The organism is Streptomyces griseicoloratus (assembly GCF_014534645.1).
GTDB classification, from domain to species: Bacteria; Actinomycetota; Actinomycetes; order Streptomycetales; family Streptomycetaceae; genus Streptomyces; species Streptomyces griseicoloratus.
Window position 1 is genome coordinate 48795 of the sequence record NZ_JACVQF010000189.1, and the last position, 15079, is coordinate 63873.

General features: G+C 74.4%; 13 protein-coding genes. 8 read left to right on the top strand and 5 right to left on the bottom strand.

Annotated features, from left to right (window positions below; translation table 11 throughout):
- Positions 1–6: 6 nt before the first annotated feature.
- Positions 7–369 (top strand): hypothetical protein, encoded by a 363-nt coding sequence (locus tag H0H10_RS15540; protein WP_188181538.1) that lies wholly within the window; start codon positions 7–9, stop codon positions 367–369.
- Positions 370–487: 118 nt separating this feature from the next.
- On the opposite strand, the gene H0H10_RS15545 is transcribed toward H0H10_RS15540, so the two are convergent.
- Positions 488–2908 (bottom strand): FtsX-like permease family protein, encoded by a 2421-nt coding sequence (locus H0H10_RS15545; RefSeq protein WP_188181539.1) that lies wholly within the window; start codon positions 2906–2908, stop codon positions 488–490.
- Complete coding sequence (locus tag H0H10_RS15550; RefSeq protein ID WP_188181540.1) at positions 2902–3669, bottom strand: ABC transporter ATP-binding protein; 768 nt, start codon at positions 3667–3669, stop codon at positions 2902–2904. Before H0H10_RS15550 ends, H0H10_RS15545 begins: the two co-directional genes overlap by 7 nt.
- Positions 3670–3836: 167 nt before the next feature.
- Between H0H10_RS15550 and H0H10_RS15555 the strand changes: the two genes are divergently transcribed.
- Positions 3837–5111, top strand: a complete 1275-nt coding sequence (locus tag H0H10_RS15555; protein WP_188181541.1) for a sensor histidine kinase — start codon at positions 3837–3839, stop codon at positions 5109–5111.
- Positions 5075–5743, top strand: a complete 669-nt coding sequence (locus H0H10_RS15560; RefSeq protein ID WP_188181542.1) for a response regulator — start codon at positions 5075–5077, stop codon at positions 5741–5743. The genes H0H10_RS15555 and H0H10_RS15560 overlap by 37 nt, the downstream gene beginning before the upstream one ends.
- A gap of 1 nt (position 5744) precedes the next feature.
- Here the strand turns inward: H0H10_RS15560 and H0H10_RS15565 are convergent, their stop codons facing one another.
- A complete protein-coding gene (locus H0H10_RS15565; protein ID WP_188181543.1) occupies positions 5745–6221 on the bottom strand; it encodes a GNAT family N-acetyltransferase in 477 nt (158 codons plus the stop codon).
- A gap of 66 nt (positions 6222–6287) precedes the next feature.
- Here H0H10_RS15565 and H0H10_RS15570 point away from each other — a divergent pair, with 66 nt between their 5' ends.
- Positions 6288–7091, top strand: a complete 804-nt coding sequence (locus H0H10_RS15570; protein ID WP_188181544.1) for an exodeoxyribonuclease III — start codon at positions 6288–6290, stop codon at positions 7089–7091.
- Here H0H10_RS15570 and H0H10_RS15575 read toward each other — a convergent pair.
- Positions 7088–7717, bottom strand: coding sequence for a MerR family transcriptional regulator (locus H0H10_RS15575; protein WP_188181644.1), 630 nt, complete (start codon positions 7715–7717; stop codon positions 7088–7090). The two genes, H0H10_RS15570 and H0H10_RS15575, sit on opposite strands and share 4 nt — an antisense overlap.
- Positions 7718–7905: 188 nt before the next feature.
- Here H0H10_RS15575 and H0H10_RS15580 point away from each other — a divergent pair, with 188 nt between their 5' ends.
- The 4 genes from H0H10_RS15580 to H0H10_RS15595 all read left to right on the top strand — a co-directional run bounded on the left by H0H10_RS15580 (position 7906) and on the right by H0H10_RS15595 (position 11551).
- A complete protein-coding gene (locus H0H10_RS15580) occupies positions 7906–9465 on the top strand; it encodes a flavin-containing monooxygenase (protein WP_223179940.1) in 1560 nt (519 codons plus the stop codon).
- Entirely contained in the window at positions 9462–10397 is a 936-nt protein-coding gene (locus H0H10_RS15585) for an alpha/beta fold hydrolase (RefSeq protein WP_188181545.1), read from the top strand. The genes H0H10_RS15580 and H0H10_RS15585 overlap by 4 nt, the downstream gene beginning before the upstream one ends.
- On the top strand, positions 10394–11278 hold the full coding sequence (locus H0H10_RS15590) for an SDR family oxidoreductase (RefSeq protein WP_188181546.1): 885 nt from the start codon (positions 10394–10396) through the stop codon (positions 11276–11278). Before H0H10_RS15585 ends, H0H10_RS15590 begins: the two co-directional genes overlap by 4 nt.
- 96 nt (positions 11279–11374) lie before the next feature.
- Positions 11375–11551: a hypothetical protein gene (locus tag H0H10_RS15595; RefSeq protein ID WP_188181547.1), complete on the top strand. Its 177-nt coding sequence runs from the start codon at positions 11375–11377 to the stop codon at positions 11549–11551.
- 126 nt (positions 11552–11677) lie between these two features.
- On the opposite strand, the gene H0H10_RS15600 is transcribed toward H0H10_RS15595, so the two are convergent.
- Entirely contained in the window at positions 11678–15055 is a 3378-nt protein-coding gene (locus H0H10_RS15600) for a S41 family peptidase (RefSeq protein WP_188181548.1), read from the bottom strand.
- Positions 15056–15079: the final 24 nt, after the last annotated feature.

Below are 15079 nucleotides of genomic sequence, written 5' to 3' on the forward strand. Positions count from 1 at the left end.
CGGAGTATGGACACAGCCGCGCCGCGTGGCCCCGGCGGTTGCTCGTTCCTCGCTGTCGCGGTGGCCGCGGCCGTCCTCACCACCGTGTGGTGGGGGCTCACCGCGTTGCTCTCCGAGAACTTCGGGAACGACTGTCTCTTCTACTTCGGCGTCCACGGATCGCGGGCTGAGCACTGTTACCTGGTCAATGACCGGGCCGAGGCGTGGCTCCCCCGGCTGGTGTCCGTGGCGTGGGTCAGTGCGGTGCTGGTTGTCTGCCTGCCGCGCAGGTTTCTACCGGGGCGGCGCGTGGCCGCCGGCGTCACCGTCGCCTGCCTGATCGTCGCCGTGGTGCTCGGAGGTCACGCCCTGGCCGTCTCCAGCCCATGAGGGGCTCGACAAATCCCGTCCAGTCCAAGCGGCATGGAGCCCTGCCAGGGAAGGCCGGCAGGGGCTCGGGCTTCGCGGCCGCCCAACTGGCGCGGCCCGAAGCCCCCGTGCGGCCCGCTCAGGTACGTCGGCGCAGTGCCGCCCCGGCCGGGACGGCCGCCGCGACGACGGCGACGACCGCGCACGCACCGGCCGCGGCCCCCATGGCCGGCCACGGCAGGACCAGCCGGGCCGGAGCCGACAGCAGAAACAGGGCGCCCCGCATCCCGAGCAGGTTCACCGCCGCCACCGCGACCCCGAGCAGCGCGCCCACCGCGACCACGGTCAGCGCCTCCGCCGCCACCAGCCGCAGCACCTGGCCACGGGTGGCACCCGCCAGACGCAGCGCCGCCAGCTCCCGGCGCCGGCCGGACGTCGCCATGACCAGGGTTCCCGCCAGCGCGATGCCCGCGTAGAGCAGCGCGATGCCCAGGACCACCAGGAAGCCGGCCCGTGTCGTGCCGTCGGCGCGGGGTGCCGTGGCGCTCAGCCACGCCTCCCGGGTGAGCACCCGCCCGCCCGAGGACTCCACCGCCTCCCGCAGTCCCGCCGCCACGGCGCGCCGGTCCGCGCCCTCGGCGACCGTGACCTCCACCCGGTCGACCGTGGCGCCGGGTGCGTTGGCGAACGTGACGTAGGCGCCGTTGTCGCCGGTGCCCACCGGCATCACCGCGGCGATCCGCAGCGACCGGCGGGTGCCGTCGCCGAGCCGGACGGTGACGCGCTGCCCGACCGTGTGCCGCTCCCACTCCTCGTTGACGACGATCGAGCCGTCGTCGAGGCCGGTGAGCCGCCCGGCCGTCAGCGGCACCCGTGTCGTGGCCGCGAGCGCCCGGGGGTCGACCGCGCGGGCCTCGGACCTGATCAGGGCCACGCCCTCCTCCAGGACGTACACGGCGCTCGGCGCGGTGGGCGAGACGACGGTGCCGGGGACCGCCCGCAGCCGCCGCACCGCGGCCCGGTCCAGGCCGCCGTCCGCGGTCACCACGAAGCCGGCCGCGGTCCGCTGCCGGGCCTCGGCCGCCCGCGCCTCGTCCAGCGTCGCCGTCGCCCCGAGCAGCGAGCCCGCCAGTGCCACCGTCACCAGGACCGGCGCCGCCACGGCCGCGGTACGCCGGACGGACGCGGCGGCGTTCTCCCGCACCAGCATCCCGCCCGCGCCGGGCAGCCGGGACGGCAGCCAGGCGAGCAGCCGGGTCAGCGGGCGCACCAGGAGCGGAGACAGCAGCGCCACCGCCGTGATCAGCAGCATCGGGCGGCTGACGTACGTCTTGCGGTGCAGCAGGTCCGACGGGTCGGTCAGCAGGGCCACGGCAAGCGTCGCGGCGGCCGTGACCAGCAGCGCCGTACCGCACAGCAGGCGGCCCCGGGTCAGGGTCCCGGTGTCCACCGACGCCTCGCGCAGCGCCTGTGCGGGGGCGGTCCGCCCCGCCCGCCAGGACGCCGCTGCCACCCCGCACAGCGCGACCAGCAGACCGGTCCAGAAGGCCAGGTGGTACGGCCACACCTGGCCGCCGATCGCGAACCAGGCCGGCGCAAGCCCCTCGGAGACCACCCACGCGGCCAGACGCGGGGCGGCGTACGCGCCGAGCGCGCAGCCCGCCGCCGAGGCGAGCACGCCGACCAGCAGCGCCTCCCCGCACACCAGCCGACGGATCTGGCCCGGCGTCGCGCCCGCCGTGCGCAGCAGCCCGAACTCCCGGCGCCGCTGGGCCACCGTGAAGGCGAACGTCGACGCCACCACGAACACCGACACGAACCCGGCCACCCCGCCCGCCGTGCCGAACAGGGCGGTCAGCGCCGTCACCGCCTCCCGGTCCCGGTCCGGGCCGGCGTCCGCGAGCCGCCGTGCCGTACCCGTCAGCACCTGGGCGTGCTCGCCCACCGTCCGCCGTACCTCGGCCGGGTCGGCGTCCACCACCAGCTGCGTACTGACCGGCGCGAGGTGTGCGGCGCGGGCGTCGGTGTAGAAGACGGCGTCCTCGAAGCCCCGGTCGTCCACCGTCCCGACCACGCGGACCGTGCCGTGACCGGTGCGTAGCCGCTGGCCGACGGCCGCCCAGCCGCCGGTGGTCACCACCTCACCGGCCGTCCTCGGCGCACGGCCCGCGCTCAGCTCGTACGGGGCGAAGGCCGCCGTCGACCACGGGTGGCCCACCAGTCCGCCGGGCCCGCCCTCGGCACGTACCGGGAAGGAGCGGTCCTCGGCGACCGGGCCGAGGGCGCGCAGGGCTGCCACGGTCCGCTCCGGCACCGGGCGGGGATGCGCCAGCTTCTCCGTCTTCACGCCGATCGCGGTGGGCACGCGCAGGGTGTCCTGCCCCCGCACCACCACCGGCGCCGCCGCGAACCGTTCCGGCGCGCGTTGGGGGGCGTTCTGCGCGGAGGCCAGGGCCAGGCCCATCACGGCGAGCAGCCCGGTGCCGAGCGCGAGGGCGACGAAACTGCCCGCGAAGGTGGTCCAGCGGGCGCGCAGGGTGCGCAGCGCGATGCTCAGCACGGCACGGCCTCCGCCCCGGCCGTCTCCGCCCCGGCCGTCTCCAGGCCGGCCGTCCGGGCCGCGATCTCGGCGGCCGAGGCACCCGCCAGTTCCCCGTGCACCCGGCCGTCGACCAGGAACACGACGCGGTCGGCGTACGAGGCGGCCACCGGGTCGTGCGTCACCATGACGATCGTGCGGTCCTCGGCATCGGCCATGTCCCGCAGCAGCGCCAGCACCTCGCGGCCGGTCACCGAGTCGAGCGCCCCGGTCGGCTCGTCGCCGAACAGCACCTCGGGCCGGGTGATCAGGGCACGGGCCAGCGCGACCCGCTGCTGCTGGCCGCCGGACAGCTCGGACGGCCGGTGCCCGGCACGCTCCGCGAGGCCGACCCGCCGCAGCACCTCGCGCACCTCGGCGCGTCGCGGGCGCCGGCCCGCCAGGCGCAGCGGCAGGGCCACGTTCTGAGCGGCCGTCAGGGACGGCAGCAGGTTGAACGCCTGGAACACGAACCCGATGCGCTCCCGGCGCAGCAGCGTCAGCCGCCGCTCGCTCAGCTCCGTCAGCTCCGTCCCGCCGAGCCGCACCGAGCCCGAGTCGGGCCGGTCCAGACCCGCCGCGCACTGCAGCAGCGTCGACTTGCCCGAGCCGGACGGGCCCATGACGGCGGTGAAGGTGCCCGCGGGGAAGGCCAGGGACACACGGTCCAGGGCCGTCACCGCGCCGTCTCCCCTCCCGTGGCGCCTGCTGACGGAACGCAGTTCGATCGCGTCGGTTCCCATGTCTGCCTCTGCTCCCACTCGTCCGGTGCCTTCGGCTCAACGAAACCCCGGGAGGGCGGGCCGGATCAGTGCGGCAGGGGCGAGACTTGGGGTAGGGCCAGGCATACCCCCGCACCTCCGGCTGCGCCGATGGCGGCGGTCCGCAAGCCGCCCGTACGGTGATCCGCATGACGGTGTGGCGGGCGCTCGGCGGGCGCGGATACCTCGGATCGGCGTGGCCCTGGCGCGCGGTCGCGTACCTCACGAGCGGGGCACTGCTCGGCGCCGTCGTCCTGGTGGTGATCGTCAGCGGGGCCGTGGCCGGAGGCGCCCTGGCCGTCGTCGTCGTCGGGCTGCCGCTGCTGGTGCTGACCGCACTGGCCGGGATACCCGTGGCCGCCGTCGAGCGCCGGCGGCTGCGGCTGGCCGGCGTCGCCCCGGTGCCCGCCGGACAGCACCGGACGCCCGGCCGGCCGGGACTGCCGGCGTGGCTGGCGACGCGCCTCAAGGAGACGGCGACCTGGCGGGAACTGGCGTACGCGGTGCTGTTCGGCGTGGTGCTGTGGCCGCTCGACGCGGCGGCCGTCGTGGTCGGCGCGGTGCTCCCCCTGTCCATGGTCGCCGCGCCCGCGCTGGTCGCCGCCGGCGGCGAGGCGAAGGTGGTCAAGCTGTGGCTCGTCGACACCTGGCCGGGGGCGTTCGCGGCCGCCGCGCTGGGGCTGGTGCTGCTGGCCGCGGGGGCCTACGCCCTCGGCGTGGTCGCCGGGGCGCGGGCGGAGCTGGCGCGGGTGCTGCTGGCCGGCAAGGATGCCGACCGGGTCACCGAACTCGTCCGCTCCCGGGTGAGGCTGGTCGACGCCTTCGAGGCGGAGCGGCGGCGCATCGAACGTGATCTGCACGACGGGGCCCAGCAGCGGCTCGTCGCCCTCACCATGACGCTGGGCCTGGCCCGGCTGGACGCCCCGCCCGGACCGCTCGCCGACCAGCTCGCCGCGGCCCACGGGGAGGCCGAGCGGGCCCTCGTGGAGCTGCGGGAGCTCATCCACGGCATCCACCCCAAGGTGCTGGCCGACTACGGTCTCCACGCGGCCGTCGCGGACGCCGCCGACCGCAGCCCGGTCCCGGTGGACGTGGACCTGGACCTGCCGGGGAGGCTGCCGCGGCCCGTGGAGAGCGCCGCGTACTTCGTGGTCTGCGAGGCCCTCGCCAACGTGGCCAGGCACAGCGGAGCGGACCGCGCCGAGGTGAGCGGCGGGTACGGGGACGGGCGGCTGGTGCTGCGGGTCCGCGACGACGGCCGCGGCGGCGCCGACCCGGACGGCGGCACCGGGCTGACCGGACTCGCGGACCGGGTGTCGGTGCTCGATGGCAGACTCTCCCTGTCCAGCCCGCCGGGCGGACCGACCCTGCTGCACGTGGAGATCCCTTGCCGGCCGATTCCTCCGGAAGACCCCTGCGGATAGTCCTCGCCGAGGACAGCGTGCTGCTGCGCGAGGGCATCGTCGGACTGCTCACCCGCTTCGGGCACGAGGTCGTCGCGGCCGTCGGCGACGCCGACGCCCTGCTCGCCGCGGTCGCCGAGCACGGGCCCGACGCGGTGGTGACGGACGTGCGGATGCCGCCGGGGCTCCAGGACGAGGGGCTGCGCGCGGCCGTGCGGCTGCGCGCGGAGCGGCCCGGGCTGCCGGTGCTGGTGCTCAGCCAGTACGTGCAGCGGGCCTACGCCGCCGAACTGCTCGACTCCGGCGACGGCACCGGCGTCGGCTATCTGCTCAAGGACCGCGTGGGCCACGTCGAGGAGTTCGTGGCCGCGCTCGCCGAGGTCGCCGCCGGCGGCACGGTCGTCGACCCGGAGGTGGTACGGCAGCTGCTGCGCCGGCGCCGGGACCCGCTGGCCCGGCTCACCCCCCGCGAGCGTGAGGTGCTGGCCCTGGTCGCGGAGGGGAAGTCGAACGGGGCGATCGCCCGGACGCTGGTGGTGTCCGAGGCGGCCGTCGGCAAGCACATCGGCTCGATCCTGACCAAGCTGGACCTGCCCCCGGCCGACGACACCCACCGCCGGGTCCTGGCGGTCCTGGCCTTCCTGCGGGCGTGAGCTACAGCGCCTTCGCGTAGCAGAGGCTTTCGTCGTGGAAGCGGTAGTAGCCGAACTTCTCGCAGGGCTCGTAGCCGCTGGAGAGGTACAGGGCGACGGCCTCCGGCTGCTTGGTGCCGGTCTCCAGGACCATGCGCCGGCGTCCCGCGGCGCGGGCGTCCTCCTCCAGGGCGGCCAGGATGCGGCGGGCCAGCCCCCGGCCGCGCATCTGCTGGACGACGAACATCCGCTTCAGCTCGGCGTCCCCGTCCCGGTAGTTCTCGGCGTTCGCCTCCTGGGCACGCCAGCCGCCCGAGGCCACCGGGGAGTCGTCCGCGTCGTACGCGAGCAGGTACAGGCCGTTCGGCGGCGCGAAGTGCGACGGGTCCAGGTACGTGGCGTCACCGCCGTCGCCGTAGCGCAGGTCGTACTCGGCCTGGACCTCGTCGTTCAGCTTCACGGCGTCGGGGTGGTCGAAGGAGACCCGGCGTATGTTCATGCTGCCTACCGTATGTCAATGCAATCCAGATCGGGACGTAGTCCAGTGTGCCGGTATCGTGCCGGGGTGCTCACCGTGACCTCCGTCAATGTCAACGGCCTGCGCGCCGCCACGAAGAAGGGCTTCGTGGAATGGCTCGCCGGCACCTCCGCCGATGTGCTGTGCCTTCAGGAGGTGCGCGCCGAGCCGGAGCAGCTGCCCGAACACGTCCGCACGCCCGACGGCTGGCACGTGACGCACGCCCCCGCGGCCGCCAAGGGCCGCGCCGGCGTCTCCCTCTACACCCGCCGCGAGCCGGACCGGGTCCGCGTCGGCTTCGGCTCGGCCGAGTTCGACACCGCCGGCCGCTACGTCGAGGCCGACCTGCCGGGTGTGACGGTCGCCTCCCTCTACCTCCCCTCCGGCGAGGTCGGCACCGAGCGCCAGGACGAGAAGGTCCGCTTCATGGGCGAGTTCCTGGCGTACCTCAAGGAGCTGCGCGAGCGTTCCGCCGCCGAGGGCCGCGAGGTCGTCGTCTGCGGGGACTGGAACATCGCCCACCAGAAGGCCGACCTGAAGAACTGGCGCGGCAACACGAAGAGCTCCGGCTTCCTGCCGGAGGAGCGGGAGTGGCTGAGCCGCGTCTTCGACCCGGCGGAGGGCGGGTACGTGGACGTGGTGCGGGCGCTGCACCCGGACGTGGAGGGGCCGTACTCGTGGTGGTCGTACCGGGGGCGGGCCTTTGACAACGACACGGGCTGGAGGATCGACCTCCAGGCCGCGACGCCGGGCCTCGCGGCCGGGGCCGTCAAGGGGTTCGTGGAGCGTGCCGCCACGCACGCGGAGCGCTGGTCCGACCACGCGCCGGTGACGGTGGTCTACGACCGTTAGTCCCGGCCCGTCTGCTTGCGCATCCGCCGGTCCATGGCCAGGGACAGTTCCGCCTCCACGACGCTGCGGGCCAGCGGGCGCAGGCGGGGCAGGTCCTGTTCCGGGGCGTGGCGCAGGACCAGGTCGGCGAAGAGTTCGGCGAGGGCGTCGGCGTGTTCGCGGACGCGGGCGCCGGCCTGGAGCACCTCGGCGAGGGGGATGCCCTCGCGGACCAGGGCCGAGGAGACCTCCAGCAGGCGGTGGCTTATGTGGACGATCTCGTCGCCGTCGGTGCCGAGGTAGCCCAGGTCCATCGCGGCGGCCAGGTTCTCCGGGGTGACCTCCCCCTCGAAGCGGGCGGCGAGTTCCTCGGGGGTGAGGCGGACCGGGGTCTCCTCGGTGGGCTCGCCGAGGCCCAGCAGGTCGCCGACGTCGCGGCCGTGGTCGAAGGCGTCCGCGAGCTCGGCGATGCCGCTCAGGGTGTGGCCGCGCTCCAGGAGTGCCGAGATGGTGCGCAGGCGGGCCAGGTGGTGGTCGTCGTACCAGGCGATGCGGCCCTCGCGGCGGGGCGGCGGGATCAGCTTGCGTTCGCGGTAGAAGCGCAGCGTGCGCACGGTGATGCCGGCCAGCCGGGCCAGCTCCTCCATGCGGTACTCGCGGGGGCCGTCGTCACGTTCAGGGTCCGAAGCGCTTTCTGCCACGCCGGAAGCCTATGTCGTACCGTCGGTAACTTTCCTGGCGCCGACCCCTACCCATGAGTACGGAGCTGCTCTACTCTCCCCATTGCGCCAGTGTTCACTGGCAGAGTTCTAGGCGATGCGTGGAGGCTTCTTCGATGGCCGAGCACGAGCAGGTTCGAGAACACGTGCGGGTGGCGGTGGTCGGGTCCGGGTTCGGCGGTCTCGGAGCCGCCGTGCGGCTGCGCCGCGAGGGGATCACCGACTTCGTCGTCCTGGAACGGGCCGGCAGCGTCGGCGGCACCTGGCGGGACAACAGCTACCCCGGGTGCGCCTGCGACGTGCCGTCCCACCTGTACTCCTTCTCCTTCGCGCCCAACCCCGACTGGCCGCGCACCTTCTCCGGGCAGCGGCACATCCGCGCCTACCTGGAGCACGTCGCCGACACCTTCGGGCTGCGTCCCCACATCCGCTTCGACTCGGAGGTGAAGCGGATGGCCTGGGACGCCGAGCGGCTGTGCTGGGACATCGAGACCGCGAGCGGCGACCTGTCCGCCGACTTCGTCGTCTCCGCCACCGGACCGCTGTCCGACCCCAGGATTCCGGACATCCCGGGCCTGGACACCTTCCCCGGCAAGGTCTTCCACTCGGCCCGCTGGGACCACGACCACGACCTCACCGGCAAGCGCGTCGCCATGATCGGCACCGGCGCGTCCGCCATCCAGATCGTGCCGTCCATCCAGCCGCAGGTGTCGCGGCTGACGCTGTTCCAGCGCACCCCGGCCTGGGTGATGCCCCGCATGGACCGGGCCATCAGCGGCGCCGAGCGCGCCCTGCACCGGGCGCTGCCGGTCACCACCCAGCTGCGCCGCGGACTGCTGTGGGGCATCCGGGAGCTGCAGGTGCAGGCGTTCACCAAGCACCCCAACGAGCTGGGCTTCGTCGAGCAGATCGCCAAGCGCAACATGGCCCGCGCCATCAAGGACCCGGCCCTGCGCGCCAAGCTGACCCCCGACTACCGTATCGGCTGCAAGCGGATCCTGCTGTCGAGCGACTACTACCCGGCGCTCGCCCGGCCCAACGTGGACGTCGTCGCGAGCGGGCTCAGCGAGGTGCGCGGCCCGGTCCTCGTCGCCGCCGACGGCAGCGAGGCCGAGGCCGACGTGATCATCTTCGGCACGGGCTTCCACGTCACCGACATGCCCATCGCCGAGCGGGTCGTCGGCGCGGACGGGCGCACCCTCGCCGAGACCTGGAAGGGCGGGATGGAGGCCCTGCGCGGCGCCTCGGCGGCCGGCTTCCCGAACTGGATGACGATCATCGGGCCCAACACCGGCCTCGGGAACTCCTCCATGATCCTGATGATCGAGTCCCAGCTGAACTACATGGCCGACTACCTGCGCCAGCTGGACGTCCTCGGCGGCCGGGTCGCCCTCGACGCCCGCCCCGCCGCCGTGCAGGGCTGGAACCACCGGGTGCAGGAACGCATGAAGCGCACGGTGTGGAACACCGGCGGCTGCACCAGCTGGTACCTCGACGCGAGCGGCCGCAACACCACCATCTGGCCCGGGACGACGGCCGAGTTCCGGCGCGCCACGCGGCGCGTGAACCTGGCCGAGTACGAGGTGCTGCGGCCACCGTCCGGACGGGGAACCGCCACCGCCACCGGAGAGACCACCGAGCAGACCGCCGGGGAGAACGCGGAGGCGGTCGCGTGAGCCGCCTCACGCACGTCGCCTCCGGGCCGTACGCCCCGCCCGCCCCCGCCCGCGAACTCACCGCCGTCTCCGCCGACGGAGCCCGGCTGCACGTCGAGCTGCACGGCCCCCTCGGCGACCCGGCCGCGCCCGCGGTCGTCCTCGCCCACGGCTGGGCCTGCTCCACCGCCTTCTGGGCGGCGCAGATCCGCGCCCTGGCCGCCGACCACCGGGTCATCGCCTACGACCAGCGCGGCCACGGCCGCAGCCCGGCGAGCCCGGCATGCAGCACCGAGGCCCTCGCCGACGACCTCCAAGCCGTACTGAAGGCCACCCTCGCCCCTGGTGAACAGGCCGTGATCGCCGGGCACTCCATGGGCGGGATGACGGTGATGGCGGCCGCCGCCCGGCCCGCGTTGCGCGAACACGCGGCGGCCGTCCTGCTGTGCAGCACCGGCAGTTCGCGGCTGGTGGCCTCCGCGACCGTGGTGCCGCTGCGGGAAGGCCGGCTGCGGACCTGGCTGACCCGGCGCATCCTCGGCTCCCGGGCGCCGCTCGGGCCGGTCTCGCCTCTGGCGCGCAGGATCCTCAAGTACGGCACGATGGGCGCCGGTTCGGACCCGCACATGGTCGAGGCCTGCGCCCGCGTCGTGCACGCCTGCCCGCGCAAGGTGCGCCATGCCTGGTCGCAGGTGCTGGACCTGCTCGACCTGGACTGCGGCATACGGGAGTTGACGATGCCGGTGGAGGTGGTCGTGGGCACGGCCGACCGGCTGACCCCGCCCGTGCACGCCCGCGCGCTGGCCGGCGCGCTGCCGCACTGCCTCGGCCTCACCGAGCTGCCCGGACTCGGCCACATGACGCCGGTGGAGGCGCCGGAGCTGGTCACCGGGAAGATACGCACGCTCGCAAGCACCCACATACCCGCCGCACACGTCGAGGAGAGCGCATGAGCAGGGTGAATCTGGAGGGCAGGGTCGCCGTCGTCACCGGAGCGGCCCGCGGCGTCGGGGAGTTGCTGGCCCGCAAGCTCTCCGCGCGCGGCGTGAAGGTGGCGCTGGTCGGCCTGGAGCCGGACGCGCTCAAGGAGGTCTCCGCCCGGCTGCACAGCGACAGCGAGCACTGGCACGCCGACGTCACCGACCACGAGGCCATGGCCCGGGTCGCGCGGGAGGTGGAGGAACGGTTCGGCAAGGTCGACATCGTGGTCGCCAACGCGGGCGTCGCCACCGGCGGTCCCTTCGTCGACTCCGACCCGGAGTCCTGGCGGCGGGTGATCGAGGTCAACCTCGTCGGGTCGGCGGTGACGGCCCGCGCCTTCCTGCCGGCGCTGACGAGGAGCCGCGGCTACCTGCTGCAGATCGCGTCACTGGCCGCGATCACGCCCGCGCCGATGATGACCGCCTACTGCGCCTCCAAGTCCGGTGTGGAGGCGTTCGCGCACAGCCTGCGCGCCGAGGTCGGCCACCGGGGCGTGAAGGTCGGCGTCGGCTACCTGTCGTGGACCGACACCGACATGGTGCGCGGCGCCGACCAGGACGACGTGATGCGGGAGCTCAGGCAGCGGCTGCCGTGGCCGTCGAACAAGACCTACCCGCTGGGCCCGGCCGTCGACCGGCTCGTGGAGGGCATCGAGCGGCGGGCGGGTCACGTGTACGGGCAGTGGTGGCTGCGCGGCATGCAGGGCGTGCGCGGCTATCTGCCGGCCGTCATCGGGACCGTCGGGCAGCGCGAGATGCGCCGGTTCGCGGACCGGCTCGACGGGATGCGCACGGGGCTGGTCGGCGCGGGCGGCGCGGCCGACGAACAGCACCGCACTACACACCGTCACTGATCGACATGCGCACGGTCACCGCCCGTGTGAATCTGATCGAGCCGGGTCAACTCACCGACCAGGCACCGATCTCACCCACCACGGGAGTGAACCCACATGGGTATCAAGGACCAGTTCCAGGACAAGGCCGAGCGCATGCAGCAGCAGGGCAAGCAGCGGGCGGAGCAGGCCAAGGGCCAGATGCAGGGCCGCAACCGCCGCCGCGACGACGACGAGATGGATCCCTCGCGCCGTGAGGCGGAGGACCGCCACAGCCAGGACTACGACGCCTGACGCGGCCACCGCCGAACGGAAGGGGCGCCCCCACGAGGGCGCCCCTTTCGCGTGCCCGCACCGCACGGGCCGTGAGCATCGCGCGGGCCGTGAGCACCGCACGGCTCGCGCGGTGCTCACGGCCCGTCAGGGCCTGGGCGGCAGCGCGGGCCGGGAACGGTCCGGTACGTTCCGGTAGTCGGGCGGCGTGGCCGGCGGGTTGGTCTCCAGCAGCTCCACCGCCAGCCGGACCGCCTCGCTCAGCACCGGGTAGCGGCCCTCGGCCCAGTCCAGCGGGGTGCGCAGCACGTCCACGTCGGGCGTCACGCCGTGGTTCTCGACCGACCAGCCGTAGGCGTCGAACCAGGCCGCGTTCATCGGCACCGTGATCACCGTGCCGTCGCCGAGGCGGTGCCGGCCGGTCATGCCGACCACCCCGCCCCAGGTGCGCTGCCCGACCACCGGGCCCAGCTTCAGCAGCTTGAACGCCGCCGTGATCATGTCGCCGTCGGAGGACGTCGCCTCGTCCGCGACCGCCACCACCGGCCCCCGCGGGGCGTTGGAGGTGTACGACACCGGCTGTGCGTTGCGCGTCAGGTCCCAGCCGAGAATGGTGCGCGTCAGCTTCTCGATGACCAGTTCGCTGATGTGCCCGCCCGCGTTGCCGCGCACGTCCACGATCAGCGCGGGCCGGGACATCTCCATGCGCAGGTCGCGGTTGAACTGCGCCCAGCCGGAGCCGCCCATGTCGGGGATGTGCAGATAGCCGCAGCGTCCGCCGCTCAACTCCCGCACCACCTCACGGCGCTTGGTCACCCAGTCCTGGTAGCGCAGGGGCCGCTCGTCGATGAGCGGGACCACGGCGATCCTGCGGGGCAGCCCCGCGCCCTCCGCCGGCGCGAAGGTCAGCTCCACGGTCGTACCGCCCGCGCCCGCCAGCAGCGGGTACGGCCCGGCCGCCGGGTCCACCGGGCGGCCGTCGACGTGGGTGAGCACCGCGCCCTCGCGGATGCCCGTGCCGGCCAGCGGGGAGCGGGCCCTGGAGTCGGAGGAGTCGCCGGGCAGGATGCGCTTGACCACCCACCGGCCGTCCCGGCAGACGAAGTTGGCGCCGAGCAGGCCCTGCCAGCGCTGGTAGTGCGCCGGGCCCTCGTTGCGGCGGGCGGCGACGACGTAGGCGTGCGAGGTCCCCAGCTCGCCCAGGACCTCGCGGAGCAGGTCGGCGAACTCGTCCGGCGAGGCGACCTGTTCGACCAGCGGGCGGTACTGGGCCAGCACCCCGCCCCAGTCGATGCCGCTCAGGCCCGGGTCCCAGAAGTAGTCGCGGATCAGCCGGCCGGCCTCCGCGTAGGCCTGGCGCCACTCGGCGGCCGGGTCGACCTGGTGCAGGATGCGGCGCAGGTCGATCCAGGTGGTCGAGTCGGCGTCGCCCGTCTCCGTGGCCGGCACCGCGCGCAGGTCGCCCTCGTCGAGCACGACCAGCCGGGTGCCGTCGCCGCTGACCCGGAACCAGTCGAGGTGGCCGACCAGTTCGGACTTCTTCGCCTTGGCGAGGTTGAAGTGCTCCAGCGTGGGCCGCTCGCTCGGGTCGTCCGGGTTGGCGAAGGTCTCGCCCAGCGCCCCCGAGATCGGCCAGCGCAGCCAGACCAGGCCGCCGCCCGCGACGGGGTGCAGCGCCGAGTACTTGGAGGCGGTGACCGGGAACGGCGTCACCCGGTTCTCCAGGCCCTCGATCTCGACGGTCACCGCCCCGGCCTCGCCGGGCTCCTCCTCGACCGGGTCCAGCCCGCCGGCCGCCGGGCGGCCCTCCGGGTTCAGCGCGAAGGGGGAGGGGGTCGCCGACGACAGCGGCACCAGGTAAGGGCGGCAGCCCAGCGGGAAGGACAGGTCGCCGGTGTGCACGTCGTACACCGGGTCGAAGCCGCGCCAGGACAGGAAGGCGAGATAGCGGCCGTCGCGGGTGAACACCGGGTTCTCGTCCTCGAAGCGGCCGTCGGTGACGTCGATGACGAGCGGGCCCTCCTGTCCGTTGATCCGGGCCATCTTGATCTGCCGCAGCGACCGCCCGATCCCCGGGTGCGCCCAGGTCAGCCAGGCCCCGTCCGGGGAGAAGGCGAGGTCCCGCACGGGCCCGTTGACCGACCGGATCAGCTCGGTGACGCCACCGCCGTCCGGCACACCGCCGTCACCGCCGTCACCGGTCTCCGCGGGGGCCTCCGCAGCCGTCTCCGCGGCCGCGTCCGCCGCCTCCGCCGTGCCCACCGCCTCCAGCGCCTCGGCGACCTCGGTCTCGTCCGAGACGTCGAGCAGCAGCAGCCGCCCGTCGTGCGAGGCGACGGCCAGCCGCTGCCCCTGGGGATCCGAGACCAGCTCCAGCACCCGGCCCAGCCTCCCGGAGGCCAGCCGCCGGGGCGCGCGGCCGCCGATCGCGCGGGGCAGGTGGGCGATCTCGACGGCGTCCTCGCCCTCGGCGTCGGTCACGTACGCGATCCGTCCGCTCGCCCCCAGCATCTCCGGCAGCCGTACCCGTACGCCCGGGGTGTCGGCGATGGTGCGGGCCGGGCCGTCGCGGTGGGTGAGCCAGTACAGGCTGTCGCGTACGACGACGGCGCTGGCGCGTCCGGTCTCGTCGACGGAGAGGCCGCCCACGTTCTGTGCGGCGGGCACCTGGTAGGGACGCCGCCCGGCGCGGGGACCGCTCAGCCGCACGTCGAGCCGGCGCGGCACCGAGTCGGGCGCGAGGTCGTCGACGATCCACAGCTCGCCCGCGCACTGGTACACCACCCGCGTGCCGTCGCTGGCCGCGTGCCGGGCGTAGAAGGCGTCGTGGTCGGTGTGGCGGCGCAGGTCGGAGCCGTCGTACGCGCACGAGTAGAGGTTGCCGACGCCCTCGTGGTCGGAGAGGAAGGCGACCCGGCCGCCGACGAACATCGGGCAGTCCAGGTGCCCGTCGATGCCGGCGAGCAGCCGTTGCCCGTGCAGCCACAGCCGGCCCGTGGCGCCGCCCCGGTAGCGCTTCCAGGAGGCCGGCTCGTGCGGCGGGGTGCCGGTGAGCAGGAGGGTCCTGCGCTCCCCGTCGACGTCGGCGACCTGGAGGTCGGCGACCGGCCCCCAGGGCAGTTTGCGGCCGGGGTCGCCGTCGGGGGCGATCTTGTAGGCCCAGGTCAGATGGGAGAAGGGCTCGCCGTGCGAGGAGACGGCGAGGATGGCGGCGTCCGTGTCGTGGTCGGGCGGCGCCCAGCCGCAGACCCGCGCGTCGAGGCTGCCCCAGTGGGTGAGCTGCCGTCCCGGGCCGCCGTCCACCGGCGCCAGGTGGACCTCCGGCACCAGACTGCGCCAGCTGGTGTACGCGATGTGCCGGCCGTCGGGGGAGAAGCGCGGGTGGCCGGTCTTGGTGCGGTCGACGGTGAGCCGCCAGGCGCGGCCCGGGCCGTCCAGGGGCGCGAGCCAGAGGTCGTCCTCGGCCACGAAGCAGAGTCGGTCGCCATGGAGATGCGGAAAGCGCAGATAGCTCACCCATCCCATGCTTTTCCGCCGGGCGGGCACCGG

Coding starts and splice junctions, on each gene's coding strand:
- H0H10_RS15580 (WP_223179940.1), top strand. CDS start 7,906: ATGGCCGAGCACGAGCAGGTTCGAGAACACGTGCGGGTGGCGGTGGTC.
- H0H10_RS15565 (WP_188181543.1), bottom strand. CDS start 6,221: ATGAACATACGCCGGGTCTCCTTCGACCACCCCGACGCCGTGAAGCTG.
- H0H10_RS15600 (WP_188181548.1), bottom strand. CDS start 15,055: ATGGGATGGGTGAGCTATCTGCGCTTTCCGCATCTCCATGGCGACCGA.
- H0H10_RS15555 (WP_188181541.1), top strand. CDS start 3,837: ATGACGGTGTGGCGGGCGCTCGGCGGGCGCGGATACCTCGGATCGGCG.
- H0H10_RS15550 (WP_188181540.1), bottom strand. CDS start 3,669: ATGGGAACCGACGCGATCGAACTGCGTTCCGTCAGCAGGCGCCACGGG.
- H0H10_RS15590 (WP_188181546.1), top strand. CDS start 10,394: ATGAGCAGGGTGAATCTGGAGGGCAGGGTCGCCGTCGTCACCGGAGCG.
- H0H10_RS15575 (WP_188181644.1), bottom strand. CDS start 7,717: ATGGAGGAGCTGGCCCGGCTGGCCGGCATCACCGTGCGCACGCTGCGC.
- H0H10_RS15540 (WP_188181538.1), top strand. CDS start 7: ATGGACACAGCCGCGCCGCGTGGCCCCGGCGGTTGCTCGTTCCTCGCT.
- H0H10_RS15595 (WP_188181547.1), top strand. CDS start 11,375: ATGGGTATCAAGGACCAGTTCCAGGACAAGGCCGAGCGCATGCAGCAG.